Below are 19,691 nucleotides of genomic sequence, written 5' to 3'. Positions count from 1 at the left end.
TTAAAGCTAAACATCCAGTTAATTGCGTCTAATCGGTATAAGAGTAAAAGCTAAGTAGGTGATGAAGATTATTGAATTGGTGAAAAGAGCACAACAAGGCGATGGAATCTCGTACTTAGAACTATTTCAGCTGTATGAGGAAGATATATACCGTACGGCTTATGTTTATTTAGGCAACCAGGAAGATGCGCTTGAGGTAGTCCAAGAAACAGCATACCGGTCATATAAATTCATCGCTAAGCTTAAGGAGCCACAGTACTTTAAAACCTGGCTCATCAAAATAGCCATCAGCTGTTCCTTTGACCTGCTTCGTAAACGCAAAAAAGAGGTTCAATGGAATCCCGAATACTACGATTCAATAACAGCGATCGACGAATTTGATATTCCACTGGCATTATCATTACAGGATTTAATTGAATTGCTGGATATTGAGGAAAAGCAAGTGATCATTTTGAGATTTTACTATGATTTTACGATTCGTGAAGTAACAGAGATCATGAGCATTCCACTCGGAACAGGAAAGACTTTGTTGTATCGAGCATTAAGGATACTGCGGAAGCGGGTAGAGGAGGAGGGCGTTTATGAGTCCAAATAATCTTAAACAGCAACTCCAAGCAATTCCTATTCCTTCTAGTTTACGTCAAAGAAGCCAGTTGGGTATTGAACAAGCTATTATGGAGAAAAAAGAAGTCAATCATCGAAAAAGCATTTGGATTAAGCGAAAATTAGGTGCTATTGTTGCTGCACTTGTTTTATTATTGCTGTCAGCAGCTCTCATGAACCAAAATTATGTGTGGGCCGCGATACAAAAAGCACTGCAATTCGTCCCAGGTATAGGCATCGTCAAAGAAGAAGGTTCATCGTCCGAACGGTATGTTTTGAAGCAACCAATTTCTTTGAGCGTAGGGGAAGGGTCTATTATCATTACCGGTATCTTATCAGATGAAGAGATGACTTATATCACAATGGCGGGAAATAATACACCGAGGTTCGAGTATGTTACGCTAGTAAACGCACAAGGAAACGAATATAGATTAGGAAGTACCATCGCCTCATGGAGTTCGAATGATTGGACGTCGGGATTCTGGTATAAAGGAAAGCTGGATACTAGCGGCAGCATAAAGCTGGTCATTAATTTGGAGCCTAAAATCGAAGTGCCTGTAACTCTCACGAGAGCTGAAACATATTCAAGCTACCCTGAGATGGGTGAGACAGCTACGGTAAACGGCGTATCCATTACCGCTATTCCTGACAGGGTTGGAGATAAGGCGAGAGTCTCATTAGTTGCTCGTCATACCGAGGATTTTTACATTAGTGATTACGGGATATATGGCGTGTATATGCACGATGAGAGTCATAAATTAAACGTATTAGATGACACAGGTAAAAAGCTGGTAATAGAAAATATTCGTGGAGTTAGCAGTCCTGCAAGTGAGTTTTATTTCAAATTGTCGGAAAACGCGCGGAACCGCTATTCCTTAACATTGCCCGAAATAAGTGTAACCTACAAAAGCGAGGTTTCTATCCGGATCTCGACTGAAGCAAAAGAGCATATCAATCAAACATTCGAAATAGCAGGATTCCCCGTAACGATCACAAAGACCGAAAAAGTAAAAGAAAAAGGACTTAGAGTGTATATGGATTTTCATTATAATGAGCAAGCCGCTGCATCCCTATTTAATATCAACATTGAAGGGTTAAGCAGCAGCGCGAAATTAAATGAGAGAACCGGTGCCATTGAATATATGGAATTCGAAGTCGAACCAGGCAGCAAGCAAGTGAATTTAAAGCTGATTAGACCAGGAGTAATTATTAGGGGGCCTTGGCAATTTGAACTTTCGGAGGAGAATTTTAAGGCGGGTAACGCATAATTTTATTTTCATTGTTAAATTGAAAGTAAATATATTATGCATAATTTATAAATAGATCTAGTAGACATGTCTTATAGAAAAGAGGAGATGAAACCTTGAAATTTAACAAGACGTTGAGGAATGTGATTATATTTTCGCTCGTTGCGTTAAGCTGTGGTTGGATCGGACGGCTAATAGATTTACAAGTTGGAACGGATGAGAACGGCAGCGTTGGACAGCTGATTTGGTTAGTTTCACCCTTCTTGTCCATTGTGATAATACGCAGTTGGATGGGAGACGGGTGGAAAGATTTCGGGATCCACTTTCGAATGAAGGGAAACATTCTTCTCTATGTTTTTAGTGTTTTTTTCTTTCCTTTGATGGCATTCGTGATTGTGGGAATCAGCTCTGGCCTAGGATGGACGTATATTTCCCAGTCATCTTCTCCATATTTAGCGGCATTCGGTATGGTTCTTGCACCGAGCTTCATCAAAAACATATTCGAAGAATTTGCATGGAGGGGCTATATGGCTCCGAAGCTATTCAAACTTGGCTACAACCGCCTTCTCGTTCATATAGCCGTTGGAGTGATTTGGAGCGCGTGGCATTTTCCTTATTTATTTCTCTTCATAGATACCACGGAAAGCATGAGCACCTATATCCCCCGAATGATGTTGGGTGTGATCGTCTTGGCGGTTTTATATGGAGAGATTCTATTGATGACTAGAAGCGTATGGCCGGCCGTTGTCATGCATACAATGGGAAATGCTTTCATCGATACGCTGATTTTGAAAAAATTCATTCATGTAAATGAAGAAACAAGATACATGGCTATGCCCAGTCCGGAAGGAGTTATGGCAATTGCATTAACAGGGCTTGCCGGTCTATGGATATATAAGAAAAGGAAAATAATGATACCTCGGCAAAGTCATTCAGGGTTTTCTACAAAGGGGCTCAATCATATTTCCTGAACGACTGCTAAAGAAAAATCATTGCTGGCATAAGATTTAGTTAAAGCTTCCACAGCTATTTCTAGCTGTGGAAGCATTTTTAATGCGCCGTTTAAGCTATATTATGAATAAAAAAGGAATATTCTGGTTTAACAACGAATAACACTATGCACGATATATAAACGGAATAAAATATATAGGGTTTCTCAATCATACAGAGTGAATAAATGGATAGGAGCAATCATTATGAGTAGTATGCATCGAATTGTTTGGATCGATAACGAGATTCGTCAGCATCATTATCCAAGCTGTGCCGCAATTGCAGAACGGTTCTCGATTTCTGTACGTCAAGCTGCTAGGGATGTGGAATATTTAAAGGATTCGATGTGTGCGCCAATTGAATATAGTCATAGTCATAAAGGCTATCTATATACAGAGGGTACTTTTATGCTGGGTCATGTAGTGATGACTGAACAACAAAGGCATGGTTTAACGTATTTAGCGAATCGCTATGCGCAGATGGAAGGGGAGCATGCTACCCATTTGGCACGCCTTTTTCGACGTCTGATTGATGAAAGTCCCACCGAATTTGCTGATCAAGCGATACCACTGTTTCCTCTAGAACCGCGGCAAATGCATATTTTTGATACCATGCAAGAAGCGATATTATCCTCAGTTAAGGTGGAGCTTCACATTCTGGATGAGAAGAGCTCGGTTAAATTCTCTCCATATAAGATCTATACTTTTCGTGGAGAAAATTACGTTGTTGGCTACTATGATTCTATACAGAAAATCCGATTTTTTAGTTTCACAACAATAAGCAATGTCTATAGATTAGAAGAGAAGTATGATTTGACACCTCTATTGCGTCAAGCGGAGATTATGCCTGAGTTAACTTATGAACCGGAAGTGGCTGTAGTACATTTTGATGTAGCGGATTATGCATGGACGTTTCGATACAATGCTAAACAAATGTCTTGCGGAAAATTTCAGATTGAATACGATGATCCCAATAAACTAATAGCGGCTTTGTTTGTATGTCCTTGTCTTAGCAGCATAGAATCTCCGAGGTGGTTACGAAACAAATATCGACATGAATTAAAAAGAAAATTGGGTCTGCCTTTACAATGACATACTATGTCCGACTCCTATGATACGATTAAGAAAAAGAAGTTGGAATAGGGGATGATAAAATGAAAATCTTAAATGAATTAAATTTACAAGATGGTTGGAATTCTCGGATTTTTTCGTTGGTTAGCTGTGCGAGATTTCTAGGGAATCAAGAGTCAGATGCCTGGATAATCGGTGCTACAGGATTTGCTTTTTCCTTGCATATTAATAAAGTATGCTCTGTTGGAGGCCCACAAATTTGGAATGCCCAAGGGAACTATAATGTTGGACATAATCTTGGATTTGCTACGTACGGAGAAAGTGGAATGGTGCATGATGCTGATTTTAAGCTGAAGCAGAGCAGAGCTTTCGAGAATACAAAACGTGCAATAGATCAAGGTTTTCCTTGCTTTGGCTACAAGTTAGGCGTCCCCGAGTATTATGTGGTTAAAGGGTATGATGAGGAAGGATATTATTTTTCGGGATTTGGTACGGATCCTCTTGAGGTTGTTGGAGAGATCTCTGATCCAGAGATTCAGGAGATTCTGAATCGTGTGGTGGGTATAGTTGAAGATAAAGAAGATGAAGAGAAGCTTCGGTTGTTTGCAAAAGCACACGGACGCGGGTTAATTGGACAGCTAAGAATACACGGCACTCCGGGCTCTATTCGGGAGATTATCGGAGAGAATATGATGTTTACAGTTCGCGGTAAAGGCTTTATGCCATGGGAGCATCTCGGATTAGGGCATATCGGGCTTTTGGAAATGTTATGGGTAGAGCCATGTGAACGTACTGAGGATCGAGATACAGTGTGTGAAGCCTTACAGTTCGCTCTACGTTTTGCAGAAAGTCCATCTCGTTGGGTGTACGATGGATATAAAGCTGGAGCCGCAGCGTATGATAATTGGATTCAAGCAATAAAGAGCGATGAACCAGATGGAATGGGATTATCTTATAATGCAGAGTGTTGGGCGGAATGTCGTCAGAATGCACCGTTATTCCTAAGGGAAGCAGCCGAGCGTCTCGGTGGAGAACCTGCTAAATTACTTAATCAAGCAGCGGGTATATTTCAAGATGTATCTTTGCATCTCAAAGCTGTTGCAGCATTATTTCCTTTCGAATCATGGCAGCCGCCTCATTTGAAGGAACAGGATCGACTGGATCAAATGATTACCCATTTGGAAGCAGCTAAAGGTTTAGAACAAGAAGGCTATCAATTGATGAGGCAGATCGTGGAATTGCTCAGTTGAGGTTTAGGGTGAAGAATAGCAGTATGTAAATTTTGAATACGTCGCAAATTAGGGAATGCCTTTTGCGATGTATTTTTTATGCCTTGAAGTCAACAGGGAGTTAACCATTATTGAGGTAGTTGAAGGTCAAGCGTAATGAACCGTTTCATAAGTAAGGTAAAAGAACTTAAGTAGAATTCTGGACGTCCAAGCGTCCGTTTAATATGTCGAAAAATGAAGAAAGTAGAAGTGTAATTTCCCTTTCTATAAAGATTGATACACATCAAGTCGTCAATGTTAAAAAGAGGAACCCATAGACTTGGATAGTAAGCATTGAATTAATAAACGAAGATGAATAATGAAGATTGAAGTATAAATATTGAATAAAAGGCAGAAAGAGATGACTTGATTTATTGTACGGTCTTGAGTATAAATCAAAAAAATAGCAAGAATATTTATGATATAAAAATCTATTAATATTCATTTTGGAGGTGACGTGATGCGCTGGGAAGAAGTACAAGAACGATTCCCCAATGAATGGGTGGTACTTGAAGCAATAAAGGCACATTCTAGTGAGGGACAACGATATATTGAGGAAGTTGTGGTCATTGATCAATTTGATAATTCCATTGCTGCTATGAATAAGTATAATGATTTGCATCGTGAAGAACCTCACCGAGAATATTGTTTTTTTCATACTACCCACCCATCATTGGTTGCTCGTGAAAGATATGCGGGTATTCGGGGGTTAAGTTGAAATTGGTAATATGGAATATGGAATGGAGATTAACGGAATTATTGGTTTTGATTCCGACAGTTCGGATAAGTAGATTAATAGAAGAATACAAATAAAAGGACAACCAACAATAAATGGGTTGTCTTTTCTTTTATTCATAAAATCACATTTAAAGTGGTAGCCCTTCACCACGATTTTCATCAGTTACGTTCTACAGGTTCCGTCGACTGCGCTTCCCCATATAGCTCGTTCAAATGTGCCAAATGAGCCATTCCCCAGTCATTCATGGTCTGCAATAAAGGGGCCATGCGTTGACCGTATGCGGTAATGGAATATTCGACTTTAGGAGGGACTTGGCGATAAACTTCGCGATGGATGATATCGTGATACTCCAATTCTCTTAATTGTTGAGTGAGCATTTTTTTTGTGATGCCCGGGAGAGCTCTTTGAAGCTCGCTAAATCGCATTGTGCCATTTGAAAAAAGGCGAAGCAGGATAACAGGCTTCCATTTCCCAACAAAAATTTCTAACGCCGTTTCAAATTTACAATAAGTAGCCATTAAATACCTCCGATCCTTTAGTTTCCTATGGTATGTTTTTGTATACTATGTTTATTTTAAGTGCCTACTTCCAAATAATTACCCTGCAATATATTATATGCCTAGGTGTTGAAGCTACACAAGATGAGGGGCTAATGAATCATGAATATCGTGTTATGGATTGTACAAGGAATTTTAGGATTAGGATTTATTTTTTCAGGTTGGATGAAGGCATTTCAGTATGAAAAGGCAAAAGCGTCCTGGCCTTGGGTAAAAGAAGTTTCGAGAGGATTGGTTTTGTTCATTGGGATAGTGGAGTTGTTTGGGGCACTTGGGTTGATTTTACCTCAAGCGACGAATATCGCACCTATTTTGACGCTGATAGCCGCAATCGGGCTTGCCGCAATTGTTCTTTTCGGAGCCTTATTCCATATTAAGCGTAAAGAATATCGAGAAATTGGCGTAAACATCGTTTTCTTTGTGTTAGCCGTATTTGTAGCAGTGGGTCGGATGTGAGTTTACATAAAGACTAAATAAAGGCCGGGAAACACCGTTTTACTGGTGTCCCCGGCCTTTGTTATTACGGCGATGTACTGTTTGTCTGTTGATTGCTCAGACTGTCCTGATTTTTAAGGGATTGATCAAGTTTCAAGGCAAGTTCGTGCAGTTTCGCAGGGATATCTTTATCCTCCGTAGTAAGAAGTTTTTCAAAGTGAGTTTTTATATCCTTATCGGCAATCCATGCATTGAAAAAGCGGCGTTCTGTTGATTTTGTTGCATAGTTAAGTTCTTCCACGAAGATGCTCTTGATTGGATCTGAGCTTTGACCTGTCGCTTCAGCCATTAGCTTGCTGGTGGGTACATAAGATTCGGCTAATTTAATAGAATCTTCATTATTAGTTAAAGTAAGATATTCAATAAATTTCAATGCTTCAAGGGGGTGTTTACTTTTTTGAGAAATGCCATAGCCATCAAAAGATACCGGATTCGCACGTTTTCCGTCCGCGAAGTGAGGTAATGGAGCTAGACCTATAATGTCTTTGTCTTCCGTATTCCATTGTAAACTAGGGCGACCCGTAACCATCCCTACTTGATGGTTTCCGAATTGTTGATAGGTATCAATTAGAGACTTGGGTGTTTTTAAGCCACTGTCGCGATAATAAGCATTTAACCATTGCAGCAAACGTATCGCCTCCGGGCTATCCAAATAGCCGACTGAAGTTTTTCCATCAGGTGATAATAATTTTTTTTCTAAGCTTCCCATAAGTGTATCGAGATTGGAAATATGTTAAGTTAACATAGGTATAGGTGTTGCTCCTAGCTTTTTCGAAACATCCCTAAATTCTTCCCAAGTCCAATCACCTTGCGGATAGGGTATATGTGCTTCGTCAAATATATTTTTATTGAAAAATATGGCATTTGGGTTGGCTGCATAAGGTAGTGTAAGCAGTTTACCGTTTATCGTTGCCAAATCAAGTATCTGTTTATTAATATCCATTTTCTTTGCTCCAGAAATTTGCAATAAATTATACAAGAGATCTTTACTCTCTGCTAATGGGAGATCGCCTGGTGAAATACTAATGATATCGGGGGGAGCATTGCTTTCCAACAGTTTTACCATATCTTCAAAGGTGAACATAATGCTAGTCATGGGTTCTCCATTTACATCTATTTGCTTCATCAGAGACTCTGGTAAGTAATCCAAAATAATCGTGATAAGAGGATTTAGTTTGTGGTAATTTGCAATAGCGTCATTAATTGGATCACCCATAGGCCCTCCGCTACTCATGCTTTTCGTAGATGTACTCTGAAAATGAATTTCAATAGGCTCTGATAATTCTTTCGTTTTATTGCATGCGGATGTGGTAATGACTAGCAAGATAATAATTATAATCCAATGCATCCTTTTTATTCTCATTTTATCCCCTCCGCTAAAGCTTTATATAAATAAATCATAATCTATTAAAGACTTGAGTTATAGGAGTGTTTTGTTAGATTTAGTGTTTATTTGTTAGCTGAATAAATTAAAAAAGCAAAGGAAGGATCTCGCTACAAGATCCTTCTTTGCTTATTGTAAAAAAATAACATATCAGATATTGGCCATCTAATTTATACTAATGTTAAGTCCTCTATATCTTCTTGAGCTTGGTATTTGTTCCAAAGACGATTAAGTAAACCACAATTTTCCATCGTTCTCGATCTGCATAGAACCAAAGTTGTTTGAACATATAAATCTATTCCATACCAGCCTCTTTCAAACTATTAAAGCATAGTGCTTCAATTCTCAATCTCTATTTTTCCACAAATTTACTATATCATGTCATGATTTGATTGAATATAACAAGATGTAACAAACCGAAAGAAAGGAAAGAGCACCTTACGACCGTATGTTCGGCATAAGATGCTCCTTCTGGAAGACATTTAATTGGAAAATTTATTAAAATTAGAGATGATTGCTACACATTCTGCCCGAGTCATCATTCCTTGCGGGATAAATTGATTATTTCCCCGACCACTGATCAAACCGAGCTGTTGCGCTTTTCCTACAGCGTCCTGAGCCCAAGGACTAATTCTCGCATAATCTGCGAAGGAACTCTGATCTCTGATGGAAATATTCTTGCCCTTCTGCCATTCGTAGGCTCGAACAATCATTACCGCCATCTCTTCTCGAGAGATCTTCTCAATAGGTGCGAATAGATTGGCGCTTCGACCTGTTACGATGCCTGATTCGCTAACGGCTGAGACTGTATCCGCATACCATTGCGAAGAACTTACATCCTCAAACTTGGATTCGCCTTTAGCACTCAATCCTAGCATTCTTGCAATCATGGCTGTGAACTCAGCTCTCGTCACATTCCCTTCCGGTACGAATGTAGCGTCGGTCACACCTTCGATAATGTGCTTCGCAGCTATCTTGTGAATAATTCCGCTTGCCCAATGGGTCGAGCTCACGTCCGTAAAATTCTTATTGTATTCCAATACGGCATATTGACTAAAATGCGTTATGGAAACCGTCATCACTCCGTTTGCTAATGTGCCACCCACATACTGGATCACTCCATCCGCCGTAATGTAATAGACTCCCAACAAGTCGGAGTTCACACTCGGGTTGACTTTGAACGTTAATGTCAATGGTTCCTTGAACGACGTTATAGGAATGTTGGTGCCATCCTTAGTTACGACGTTCAAATGGAAATCGTAAACATCACTTCCCATGGCTAGAGCGACTGACCTATCTTGTCCGGTTTGCTGGATCAGATTCGCAGTTTCAGCTTGAGATACTTCGGTCGCTGAAAAACTAATCGTGGCTCCGTCCACCTGATCGCTTGGGACCAATGCCTCGATACTCTTCAATGTGTCCTTAGTAAATTTGATCGACATATTTTTATTGACTAATGTTAATGAACTGTCCCCGACAAGATCCGCGATCTTGATAGGAAGCAATGTAGAATTGGTGGCATCAGGGATTTGAAGCGTTACGTTGCCCCCTGTAGATTTTGCCAAATCGACATCCTTAACAATGAAAACTGTTGCTGTTGCTGTTGCTGTTGCTGTTGCTGTTGGTATCGGTGTTGCCGTTGGTATTGGTGTTGTAGTTGGCGTTGGTGTTGGCGTTGGTGCTGCTGGTTTTGTAACTGCCAGTGTAGTTATATCAAATAAAGTGCCTGATGACTCATTGCCCGAAATATCAAAAGCAGTAACCCTAAAATGATACGTAGTAGAGGGTAATAATAGGTTACGTAGGTAAGGAATATTTTCAAAGCTGACTGAATCTACATGATCTACTAACACATCATTTTGGTATAAATTGAATCCTTTATAATCCGCAACAGCATCAGATCTTGTAACGGTAAAAGCAGCTGAATCGGTCGCTACATTACCCAAATGGTAAGTAGGACTTTGTGGTGGTGTTGTATCTGGCAAAGGTGTTGGTGCCAGTGTAGTTATATCAAATAAAGTGCCTGATGACTCATTGCCTGAAATATCAAAAGCAGTAACCCTAAAATGATACGTAGTAGAAGGTAATAATAGGTTACGTAGGTAAGGGATATTTTCAAAGCTGACTGAATCTACATGATCTACTAACACATCATTTTGGTATAAATTGAAGCCTTTATAATCCGCAACAGCATCAGATCTTGTAACGGTAAAAGCAGCTGAATCCGTTGCTACAGTACCAACATGATAAGTAGGACTTTGTGGTGGTGTTGTATCTGGCAAAGGTGTTGGTGCCAGTGTAGTTATATCAAATAAAGTGCCTGATGACTCATTGCCTGAAATATCAAAAGCAGTAACCCTAAAATGATACGTAGTAGAAGGTAATAATAGGTTACGTAGGTAAGGGATATTTTCAAAGCTGACTGAATCTACATGATCTACTAACAAATCATTTTGGTATAAATTGAAGCCTTTATAATCCGCAACAGCATCAGATCTTGTAACGGTAAAAGCAGCTGAATCCGTTGCTACAGTACCAACATGATAAGTAGGACTTTGTGGTGGCGTTGTATCAGGCATTGGTGTTGTTGTCGGCGCTTTATAGATCGTGAAGATCAAATCCCGGTCGCCGTTATTTTCTGCAATCCAGGTATTTCCGCCATCGGACGACTTAGCCTCGAAACCGCCAGCATACGGATTGCCATCGGCGTAGGCGAACCCGTACTTGTTATCGGTAGAGCTGTCATCGATAGTGTTTGGCGATCGAAGAACAATACCGTATTTCTTTGTCGTATCGAGGCCAGTTAGCCGCGGATAGAAGGAATACGGAGTGGGATCGCCCGGTATGTTATTGGAAGCCAGCGCTGCTGTGAACAGCTTCTGCAATGGCTTATTATTCTCATCGAGCTGCACGATATCGATGTAGTAATTATCCGCAGGAACAGCATTCGTGTAGCTTTCATAGAGGTAAAAATCAATCTTCGGCAAGCTAGAAGAAGTAATGGAGAACGTCTGCATCCGCTGAGTATTCGCTTGAATATCCGAGTACTTCGAATAGGAAGCTGAGCTATCATCTTGGTCGATAACGTATCCAGTATTGCCGGGCACGTTATATATTTCCAGCTCTTTGATAGACGGAAGGAACCGGCTCTTATTCATATATAACCGGATCTTCGAGGTCGAGACGGTTGGGAAATCAATAATTCGCTTGTCTCCCAGTGTATAGCCTTTGGTGATGTCAACGTAATCGGTGCCGTTCCAATACTGAAGCCTGTAGGTCAAGTCCGGGAAATATTGGTCGCCGCCACCGTATTCCTTGATGATGACGCGGTTGACATCCTTCACGGCTTCTAAGTCGATCGCAAGCCATTGATCATTTACCTGTCCGTCCGCAGCGCTCCAACGCGTGCTTTCGTCTCCGTCTCTCGCATTCCACGCGGCATACCAATACGGATCGTATTCAGAAGATGCGGCAGCTGGTTTCCCTTGCGCAAGATTCTCTGGCGGCGAAGGAAGCAAGGAGCTTGTCGTAGAAATCCGCAGAATGATCGATTCGCCTGACTGCTGCGCCCGAGTGTAGCTACCCGTGAACACTCCGAGATTCGTGCTGCTGTAAAGCTCGGTAATTGTGTACGACTCCGTCGGGCTTAAGCCGAGATCGGCGAAGGTAACCGTGTTCGTCGTCGATCCGTTCAAGTTCCAGTTGGACATGCCGACAAGCTTGTCGCCGTTATTATCCGTTGAATAGATAACGGATGGAGAATGCTCCAGCTTGTTGTAAAAGTTCGTCATCGATACCGGTCTGGCCGCTTTGCCTTGCTTGGCAATATCGATCAATGAAGGATTAAGGTAAGCGTTAAGTCTATCTTCCGAGATGAACGGAACATTGTCCCCGAGAATCAGGTGCCCTCCTTCCAGGAAATCGACGGTCGACTTCAGCCGGCTTTCGTTCAGCGTATATTTGGTAAATCCGTTCGCGATGTTTTCCGGAAGCGCCATGTCGGGGTCGTTGTACTGGTACAGCGTTCCGTTCGTCCACCAAGAGGCGGCCGCATTCAGCGCCTGGCGCTCGATTCCCGAGTAAAGATTATTCTGTAGCGGAATAGTTGTGTCAATACCCGATCTTCTGCCGTGAGCATAACCGGATGGAAGAAGTGGAGCAATGGACTCGTCGATGAAGATATCACGATCAGCCGATAGCAGCTCGTCACGGGCGACCTGCATGCCAAGCCGGTAAGCCTGGATGCCGTTTTTGGTTGGGTCGAAGTGTTTCCCCTCGAATATGCCGAAATCGAGAAAGTCCAGCTTGACGTAATCGAAGCCCGTATTGACGAAGTAATAATCCATCATATTTTTGATGAAGGCTTGTCCGCCGGGATGGGTGGCATCGACGATATACGTATTCAAATACGTTTTAATCGGAATGTCATTATCGTCCTTCAACGCAATATCTTGGTAGGTGTATTCAGGGGCACCTGAAACGGGGTCTGTCAGCTCACCCCAAATTGCAAAGGGAACCTCATAGCCGCCCGCTTTCATGCCTTTACAATGTACATAGTCGGCAAAGTTCTTATAGTCGCCGTTCGTTCCTGTGCCGGAGGGTCCTTTGTAGCAGCAATCCAAATTCATGTAGTTGTAGCCAAGCGATTTAAGATGGTCGGCAAAATAATCAATCGTCGCATGCATAGCCTCGTCTGTTGGCATGTTGTAATAGGTGTAATAGGAGTTGTAGCCCATCGGAACCCCGTTGGTCCATGGGAGCTTCGGATCGCCGATGGCATACGTACTGCCGAATTGCTCCAAGCCATCTCGGTAATCGTTATAGTAGCCCAGGAAGAACAGATCGGAATCTACGGAAGTCCCGCTTTGGGTGCCGCCGGAGTTGTAGACGGAGAAGCCCGTCAACGGACCGTTAGCGGTCGCAGCTTGGCTAAGATGCTCCATGCTCTTCCACTTGAACGTCGTGGCGGCTCCCGCTATAAAGCCTTTTTTGTTCGTGTTGTCGAACATTGCGGCAACCCAATAACTCGTTCCGTTAAATGGAGACCATGTCGTTGCCAATTCGGCTGGACGGTCATAACCGTTCTCGCTGTTGCCAAAGTCATTGACCGGAGCAACTCCGAAATCGGTATTATTGTTGTAGGGAGCGGTATAAATGCGTTTATCCGCACCGGCTCCAATATCTAAGTTATCCGCCGCGATGGGCTCCATTAAGTTGATGGTCTGATAGGTAGCATTGTTCACGGTCATACTTGCGAGTGCGAACGGCTTACCCTCGTAAAGGGTCAGATTGAGAATTAGGTTAGAGCCTGAATCCAAGGTATTCGTAATGGTTAGTACTTGGCCAGTCCCGTATTTATCGGTACCGTCGGTACCGACATTGGACCAAGTAGCCGTTCTTGTGCCAGCATCGTAAGAGTTGATGCGCGTCAAACTGCCATCGAGACCGTAATCTGAATAAAAATTGCTCATGATGATCGTCGTGCCAGCGTTGAAGTTCCCTTTGCCTGTCAACAAATCATAAGTAATTGTCAGAGTTCCGTTTGTTGCTGTAATGACATCGTTAGACTGCTCGATCGTTACTGCCGTGTTCGATACCACCGTCGCGAATGCCGCCGTTGAATCGAGTTGTAGCAATCCTGTAAATAATAATGGTACTAGCGTAATTGCTTTGAGCCACCTTATAATCACTGAAATCCCTCCGATTAACAAATATGAGCACATACAAGTGTACTCGGAGATCATTATAACTGCGGAACAAAGCGAGAGTAATTCAATAATTTGTGCAAAGCATGTTCAATATCTTGCCGAGCACCTAAACGATAGATTATCATGACAAGAAAAATATGGAAGGTATTTCAGATCCTGTGAAGAACTATGTAACTCAACAGATATAATGCAAATTCGATTACTTCCTCAGTAGTCAATATTAGGGGATGCAACGATGATCATTAAAGAGCAGACGATTGTAGATTCATTGGGAAACAAAATTATAACAACAGATAAAGAAATTAGGATAGTCGGCAGAATAGATGAACCGCTTATTATGATATTGGAAAATGTATTAAGTTTCGCGGAATGCGAGGCTCTGATTGATTTAGCCATAGACAGGCTGCAGCGAGCGAAAATCGGTAAATCGCACCTCGTAAGTGATATTAGAACCAATAGCAGCATGTTTTTCGAGGAAAGTGAAAATGATTTAATACATAAAATCGAAGCTAGAGTATCCGGTCTGATGAATATACCCGTTTCACATGCTGAACCGCTGCAAATTTTACATTATAAAACCGGAGATCAGTACCAGTCTCATTTTGACTATTTTACGTCCGGAAATGTTATCAACAATCGTATTAGCACGCTGGTTATGTATTTAAATGATGTGGAAGAGGGGGGAGAAACGCACTTCCCTTCGCTTCATTTTTCAGTAACTCCTAAAAAAGGCAGTGCCGTCTATTTTGAATATTTTTATAACGATATTCGTTTGAATGCACTCACTTTGCATGCAGGAAATCCCGTCGTAGTCGGGGAGAAATGGGTCGCGTCGCTGTGGATGAGAAAACAAAGGTATCGTTAGAGCGTCTGAAGTCATCTGTACAGACAAACTAAAGGCCGGGATACACCTTGTTGCTTGTTACAAAAACATTACATAAAGACTTTTGTCCAAGACCCTAAACCGCCTAGCTTCTCAGGCGGTATTTTGTGTTGTTTTATAGGAAGAATTCGCTTTTTTCGATAGTATGTATTCTTTATTTCAACTTTACTTATTTACAGCTAGCTCATATAATCATATTATTCCGAGTGTTATACAGAGTATTATTTCCAAGTAAGCAAAGGGCATCAAACCCTAAGTGCTAAGGTTATAAAGGATAGCCGGAAAAATAAGGAGGAAAAGAAAATGAAAAGTAAATTTAAGTATGCTGTTCTAGGTTTGTCCATTCTATTAATCACGGTGTTGACGGCTTGTGGGAAAAAGGATGAAACTCCGAGTAGCGCGGCACCAGCCAGTGCAACTCCTGTTGTAAGCGCAAGTGCTGCCCCAGCAGCAGGCGGAACAGATTATCCGACTAAACCTATTCAGATTCTAGTGCCATTCTCTGCTGGTGGTGCAACAGATTTAGCAATAAGAGCTTTAGCTCCCAAGCTTTCTCAAGTTCTGGGCCAATCCGTTGAAGTAATTGACAAGCCTGGTGGAGGCGGCGCGATTTCAATGAATGAGGTCGTACATGCTAAACCAGATGGTTACACAATTGGTTTCACCTCAGTAGGTCCTGGAATCATTACACCTTTATCTTCTGATGTTGGGTATACTATCAATGATTTGGATGCAGTTGGCGGATTTATGGACAACCCTTATGCGATTGCTGTATCGGCGAGCAGTAAGTATAGCAAGCTTCAGGATTTAGTAGATGATATTAAAGCCAATCCAAACAAGATCAAAATAGGCAGTACTGGACCAGCTTCACCTTCTTTTATTGGCTTGCAGCAATTCGCAGAAACACAAGGCTTGAAGGTTCAATTGATTCCATTTAATGGTGGTGTTGATGCCGTTAACGCGCTATTGGGCAATAATGTAGATGCCATTGTAAATGTAGATTCAGAGATCCTTTCGTATGTTAAAGACAATAAATTTAAAGCTCTAGCTATTGTAACGAAGAAACGCTCAGCAATTCTTCCAGATGTTCAAACTTCAGATGAGCAGAATCTTACAGGTTTAACATTTGCACCGCCACCAGGTGGGCTAATTGTTCCCAAAGGTACACCTGCTGATGTTATCGCCAAGCTTGAGGATGCATTAAAGCAAGCAACGCAGGATGCGGATGTAAAGAAATCCTTCGATAATATTTTTATTGAACCGATCTTTGCTTCGGCCGTAGATTTCCGCAAAGCTTATGATGATGCCAATACTTACTATGCACCTAAACTAAAAAAATAATTACAAACCAATAAACATTTAGCAGCTCCATGGGGGTGCTTGGAAGTGAAACATAACAGCTTCCAGGCGCCTCGAATGTTTGTAGAGGGAGTGACCTTACCTTGAATTCTACTAGATTTTACGTTGTTTCCAAAAGCGCTGTCCCATTCGTTTTGGGACTGTTTTTTTTCTTTTATTCGAGCCGAATGCCTTTCGGCAGCTTAAGCAACCCGGGTCCAGGTTTGTGGCCTGTTAGCTTGAGTTCAATCATCATGATAGTTTCTATAATCCTGTTTTTTTCTAACGAGAAAACGGAAGAGGAGGAGTCGTTTGCGTCGCCGTTTCCAAACCAACCGAATAATCGAGTAAGCTATTAGGCATGCAACTAACGATAGCAATCCACCTGAGAGCTCTATAATGGAATTAATGCACTAAATGTATTTGCAGAAAACCCTAGTGACGAGCTTTATACGGCTTCCAGCCTATCAGTAATCGAGCAATTTGAAGAGATCAATGAGCAGCTGTATACCTCCTTTTTGGAGTTCAGCCACCGTGTATTAACGCCAAACCTTGTCAGTAAAAAAGAGAAGCTGGTTGTTGCAGTTGCGATTTCACATATAACAGACAATGCCTACAGTATTGAGCATTTCACCAGACTTGCCAAGCAAGAGGGAGTTACGATTGAAGAGGTTACCGAGACGATTCTAGTTGCTGCTGCTCTTAAGGCAGGCTCGGCATTGGCCCATCGGATTAATACGTATAATGCGTTCGTGCGGGAAGACAACTAAAATTCATAAGGCAGGTGAGCATACATGGCGGATAAAAGAATGAGGCTCGGAGCTGCATTGCTTGCAACCGGGGAGCAAATGGCGTCCTGGCTGTACCCAAGCACACCAGCTGATGGAGCAATCAATTTAGAGCATTACAAGCAAATGGTTCAAAAATCGGAAGAAGGCAAGCTCGATTTTGTTTTTATTGCAGATGGGCTGTTTATTAACGAGGTCACTATGCCTCAGTACCTAAACCGCTTAGAACCAGTAACCACATTATCCGTTTTATCTGCGTATAGCTCGAAGATTGGTCTTGTCGGTACGATTTCGGCAACGTATAGCGAGCCTTTCACGGTTGCGCGTCAATTTGCTTCGCTGGATATTCTTAGCAAAGGGCGGGCTGGCTGGAATTTGGTTACTTCAGCGCTTGACGGGGCGGCACTTAATTACAGCCGCGAGCAGCATCCGCCCCATGACAAACGCTATGAGCTTGCGGATGAGCATTTAAGCGTTGTGCGCGGATTGTGGGATTCTTGGGAAGAGGATGCATTCATTCGCGATAAAGAAAGCGGAGTTTTCTTTGATCCGCAGAAAATGCATAAGCTGAACCACAAGGGTGAGCATTTCTCCGTGCAAGGCCCTTTGAACATTGGCAGAACTCCGCAGGGGCAGCCAGTTATCTTTCAGGCAGGCTCCTCAGACGCTGGAAAAGAACTCGCAGCCAAAGGGGCAGATGCGGTATTCACAGGTATTGGCGGCGTAACTACGGTTGAAGAATCTAAGCGGTTCTATGATGATATCAAGGGACGTCTTGCTAAATACGGCAGAACTCCGGACGAGCTGCTTATCCTGCCAGGCATCTCGCCGGTTGTTGGCGCAACAGAAGAGGAAGCTTTGGCTAAATATGAGAAAATCGCCGGATTGATCAGCATCGAGAACGCTTTGCGCTATATGGGGCGCTGGTTTAATCATCATGATTTTTCACAATATCCGCTAGATGAACCGTTTCCTGAGCTTGGAGATTTAGGCAGCGAGAATTATAAAAGCGTAACAGACCGCATAAAAAAATATGCCAAAGATGAGGGGCTGACCTTGCGTCAGGTAGCTCTGCGCAATGCAACGCCAAAAGGTACTCTAGTCGGAACTCCTGTGCAGATTGCAGATGAGCTGGAGCGTTTCTTCCATGCTGGCGCGGTAGATGGATTTATCCTTCTGGGGCATGTGCTGCCTGAAGGCATAAGCGACTTTGTTGATCATGTGGTTCCTATTCTTCAAGCACGCGGGTTGTTCCGTACCGAGTATGAACATGATACGCTGAGAGGGCATCTTGGCCTTAAGGTACCGGTTAATCGAAATGCAACTCGAGTTGAAAGTGATTCTAATCTGAAGTAAGGGAAGGAATGAGGGAATTGAAGCATATCGTCTCAATTGAATGGCTGAAAGCTAACCTGTTCGCATCCGATTTAGTTATTGCCGATTGCCGATTTCAGCTTGGGCATGTGGATGCAGGACGCCAAGCTTATGGAGAATCGCATATACCCGGGGCGGTATACTTCGATTTAGAGCGGGACCTGTCCGCACCGATTGGCGAGCACGGTGGCCGGCATCCACTGCCAGACTTGGAGCCGCTAGCTTTGAAGCTTGGACTTGCGGGGATAAGCAAGGACACGCGTATTGTCGCTTATGACGATCAGGGTGGAGCAATGGCCTCCCGTTTTTGGTGGTTGTTGAAGTATTTGGGCCACGAGGATGTTTTTGTGCTGGATGAAGGCTTTTCTGCTTGGAAACGGGAGGGACAGCCTGTTGATGCTTTGCAAGAAACGCCAATCCCGGCAACATTTATTGCTAATCCTCAATCGGATTTGCTTGTCGATGTGGCAGAAGTTCGGGCCAAACTTGGACAGCCGGGAACCATATTGCTGGATTCACGTGAAGCGCCACGTTACCTAGGTGAGGCTGAGCCTATAGATAAAGCGGCTGGGCACATTCCCGGTGCAATCAATAAGTTTTGGAAAGGCGTACTGGACGAGCAGGGCAGAGTGAAGACAGATGATGAGCTCATCGCGAATTATGCTGAACTTCCTAGAGATAAGGAAATCATCGTGTACTGCGGCTCGGGTGTTACGGCTACTCCAAATGTATTGGGACTGAGCGAAGCAGGTTTCACGAATGTGAAGCTTTATGCGGGCAGCTGGAGTGATTGGATTAGTTACGGGGAGAATCCGGTTGCGACTGGCAGAGAATAAAAGTCGTGAAGCCCCGTGCTAAAAGGAACGGTGTATTTGATATGATAGGTAAGTTAGCCTTTAAAGCGTACTCTGAGTGGTTCTAAATCAACACGGAGTCAACAATCACACACTGAAAATACTTACAAGAACCCTCGAACCAAACGCACGATCTTATTACTCCCAATGCTCTGTACGGACACAAAAAGCCGGGAACTTCCACTCTGGAGGTATCTCGGCTTTTATTATTTGTACTCTCAAAGATTGCAATATACCTCTTGTATAGGCTTTAAGTTCACTTCTCTTCAACGTACCCAGTTCAGTCTTAAAATCAACACATTAAATGTTCAAATAATCAAATCAACGAGAAATCAACAAAATTTACCTTCATGTAAATGATAAAGAATAAGACTCCGAAAACGGGAAAAATCC

General features: G+C 42.4%; 16 protein-coding genes. 12 read left to right on the top strand and 4 right to left on the bottom strand.

The window, feature by feature from the left end; translation table 11 throughout:
- Positions 1-61 precede the first annotated feature (61 nt).
- The 6 genes from EHS13_RS33080 to EHS13_RS33055 all read left to right on the top strand — a co-directional run bounded on the left by EHS13_RS33080 (position 62) and on the right by EHS13_RS33055 (position 5,896).
- Positions 62-595, top strand: coding sequence for a sigma-70 family RNA polymerase sigma factor (locus EHS13_RS33080; protein WP_155704472.1), 534 nt, complete (start codon positions 62-64; stop codon positions 593-595).
- Positions 582-1,871 carry a hypothetical protein gene (locus EHS13_RS33075; protein WP_155704471.1) on the top strand — a complete coding sequence of 430 codons (1,290 nt, stop codon included), beginning with the start codon at positions 582-584 and terminating at the stop codon, positions 1,869-1,871. Before EHS13_RS33080 ends, EHS13_RS33075 begins: the two co-directional genes overlap by 14 nt.
- A gap of 95 nt (positions 1,872-1,966) precedes the next feature.
- Positions 1,967-2,821, top strand: coding sequence for a type II CAAX endopeptidase family protein (locus EHS13_RS33070; RefSeq protein ID WP_162463374.1), 855 nt, complete (start codon positions 1,967-1,969; stop codon positions 2,819-2,821).
- Positions 2,822-3,046: 225 nt separating this feature from the next.
- Entirely contained in the window at positions 3,047-3,931 is an 885-nt protein-coding gene (locus EHS13_RS33065; RefSeq protein ID WP_155704468.1) for a helix-turn-helix transcriptional regulator, read from the top strand.
- 62 nt (positions 3,932-3,993) lie between these two features.
- Entirely contained in the window at positions 3,994-5,160 is a 1,167-nt protein-coding gene (locus EHS13_RS33060; RefSeq protein WP_155704466.1) for a hypothetical protein, read from the top strand.
- Positions 5,161-5,638: 478 nt separating this feature from the next.
- Positions 5,639-5,896: a hypothetical protein gene (locus tag EHS13_RS33055; RefSeq protein ID WP_155704465.1), complete on the top strand. Its 258-nt coding sequence runs from the start codon at positions 5,639-5,641 to the stop codon at positions 5,894-5,896.
- Between the two features lie 179 nt (positions 5,897-6,075).
- Here EHS13_RS33055 and EHS13_RS33050 read toward each other — a convergent pair whose 3' ends face one another.
- Positions 6,076-6,435, bottom strand: coding sequence for a winged helix-turn-helix transcriptional regulator (locus tag EHS13_RS33050; protein WP_155704463.1), 360 nt, complete (start codon positions 6,433-6,435; stop codon positions 6,076-6,078).
- Positions 6,436-6,576: 141 nt separating this feature from the next.
- Between EHS13_RS33050 and EHS13_RS33045 the strand changes: the two genes are divergently transcribed.
- Positions 6,577-6,930: a DoxX family protein gene (locus EHS13_RS33045; RefSeq protein ID WP_155704461.1), complete on the top strand. Its 354-nt coding sequence runs from the start codon at positions 6,577-6,579 to the stop codon at positions 6,928-6,930.
- 64 nt (positions 6,931-6,994) lie between these two features.
- On the opposite strand, the gene EHS13_RS33040 is transcribed toward EHS13_RS33045, so the two are convergent.
- From EHS13_RS33040 to EHS13_RS33030, 3 genes are all read right to left on the bottom strand, one after another.
- Positions 6,995-7,678 carry a type 2 periplasmic-binding domain-containing protein gene (locus EHS13_RS33040; protein WP_155704460.1) on the bottom strand — a complete coding sequence of 228 codons (684 nt, stop codon included), beginning with the start codon at positions 7,676-7,678 and terminating at the stop codon, positions 6,995-6,997.
- A gap of 24 nt (positions 7,679-7,702) precedes the next feature.
- On the bottom strand, positions 7,703-8,332 hold the full coding sequence (locus EHS13_RS33035; protein WP_155704459.1) for an ABC transporter substrate-binding protein: 630 nt from the start codon (positions 8,330-8,332) through the stop codon (positions 7,703-7,705).
- A 503-nt stretch (positions 8,333-8,835) separates the two neighbouring features.
- Complete coding sequence (locus EHS13_RS33030) at positions 8,836-14,043, bottom strand: S-layer homology domain-containing protein (protein WP_227013658.1); 5,208 nt, start codon at positions 14,041-14,043, stop codon at positions 8,836-8,838.
- A gap of 253 nt (positions 14,044-14,296) precedes the next feature.
- Here EHS13_RS33030 and EHS13_RS33025 point away from each other — a divergent pair, with 253 nt between their 5' ends.
- The 5 genes from EHS13_RS33025 to EHS13_RS33005 all read left to right on the top strand — a co-directional run bounded on the left by EHS13_RS33025 (position 14,297) and on the right by EHS13_RS33005 (position 19,280).
- Entirely contained in the window at positions 14,297-14,926 is a 630-nt protein-coding gene (locus tag EHS13_RS33025) for a 2OG-Fe(II) oxygenase (protein WP_155704457.1), read from the top strand.
- Positions 14,927-15,247: 321 nt separating this feature from the next.
- Entirely contained in the window at positions 15,248-16,285 is a 1,038-nt protein-coding gene (locus EHS13_RS33020; protein ID WP_155704456.1) for a tripartite tricarboxylate transporter substrate binding protein, read from the top strand.
- A gap of 401 nt (positions 16,286-16,686) precedes the next feature.
- The gene (locus tag EHS13_RS33015) at positions 16,687-17,052 is read left to right on the top strand and encodes a carboxymuconolactone decarboxylase family protein (RefSeq protein WP_155704454.1); all 366 of its coding nucleotides are present in this window, start codon (positions 16,687-16,689) and stop codon (positions 17,050-17,052) included.
- Between the two features lie 24 nt (positions 17,053-17,076).
- Positions 17,077-18,426 carry an LLM class flavin-dependent oxidoreductase gene (locus tag EHS13_RS33010; RefSeq protein ID WP_155704452.1) on the top strand — a complete coding sequence of 450 codons (1,350 nt, stop codon included), beginning with the start codon at positions 17,077-17,079 and terminating at the stop codon, positions 18,424-18,426.
- Positions 18,427-18,443: 17 nt separating this feature from the next.
- Positions 18,444-19,280: a sulfurtransferase gene (locus EHS13_RS33005; protein WP_155705608.1), complete on the top strand. Its 837-nt coding sequence runs from the start codon at positions 18,444-18,446 to the stop codon at positions 19,278-19,280.
- Positions 19,281-19,691: the final 411 nt, after the last annotated feature.

The organism is Paenibacillus psychroresistens (assembly GCF_009728935.1).
GTDB lineage: Bacteria > Bacillota > Bacilli > Paenibacillales > NBRC-103111 > Paenibacillus_AC > Paenibacillus_AC psychroresistens.
Note: the sequence above shows the minus strand (reverse complement) of the source record. Positions and strands in the feature narration are given on the sequence as shown.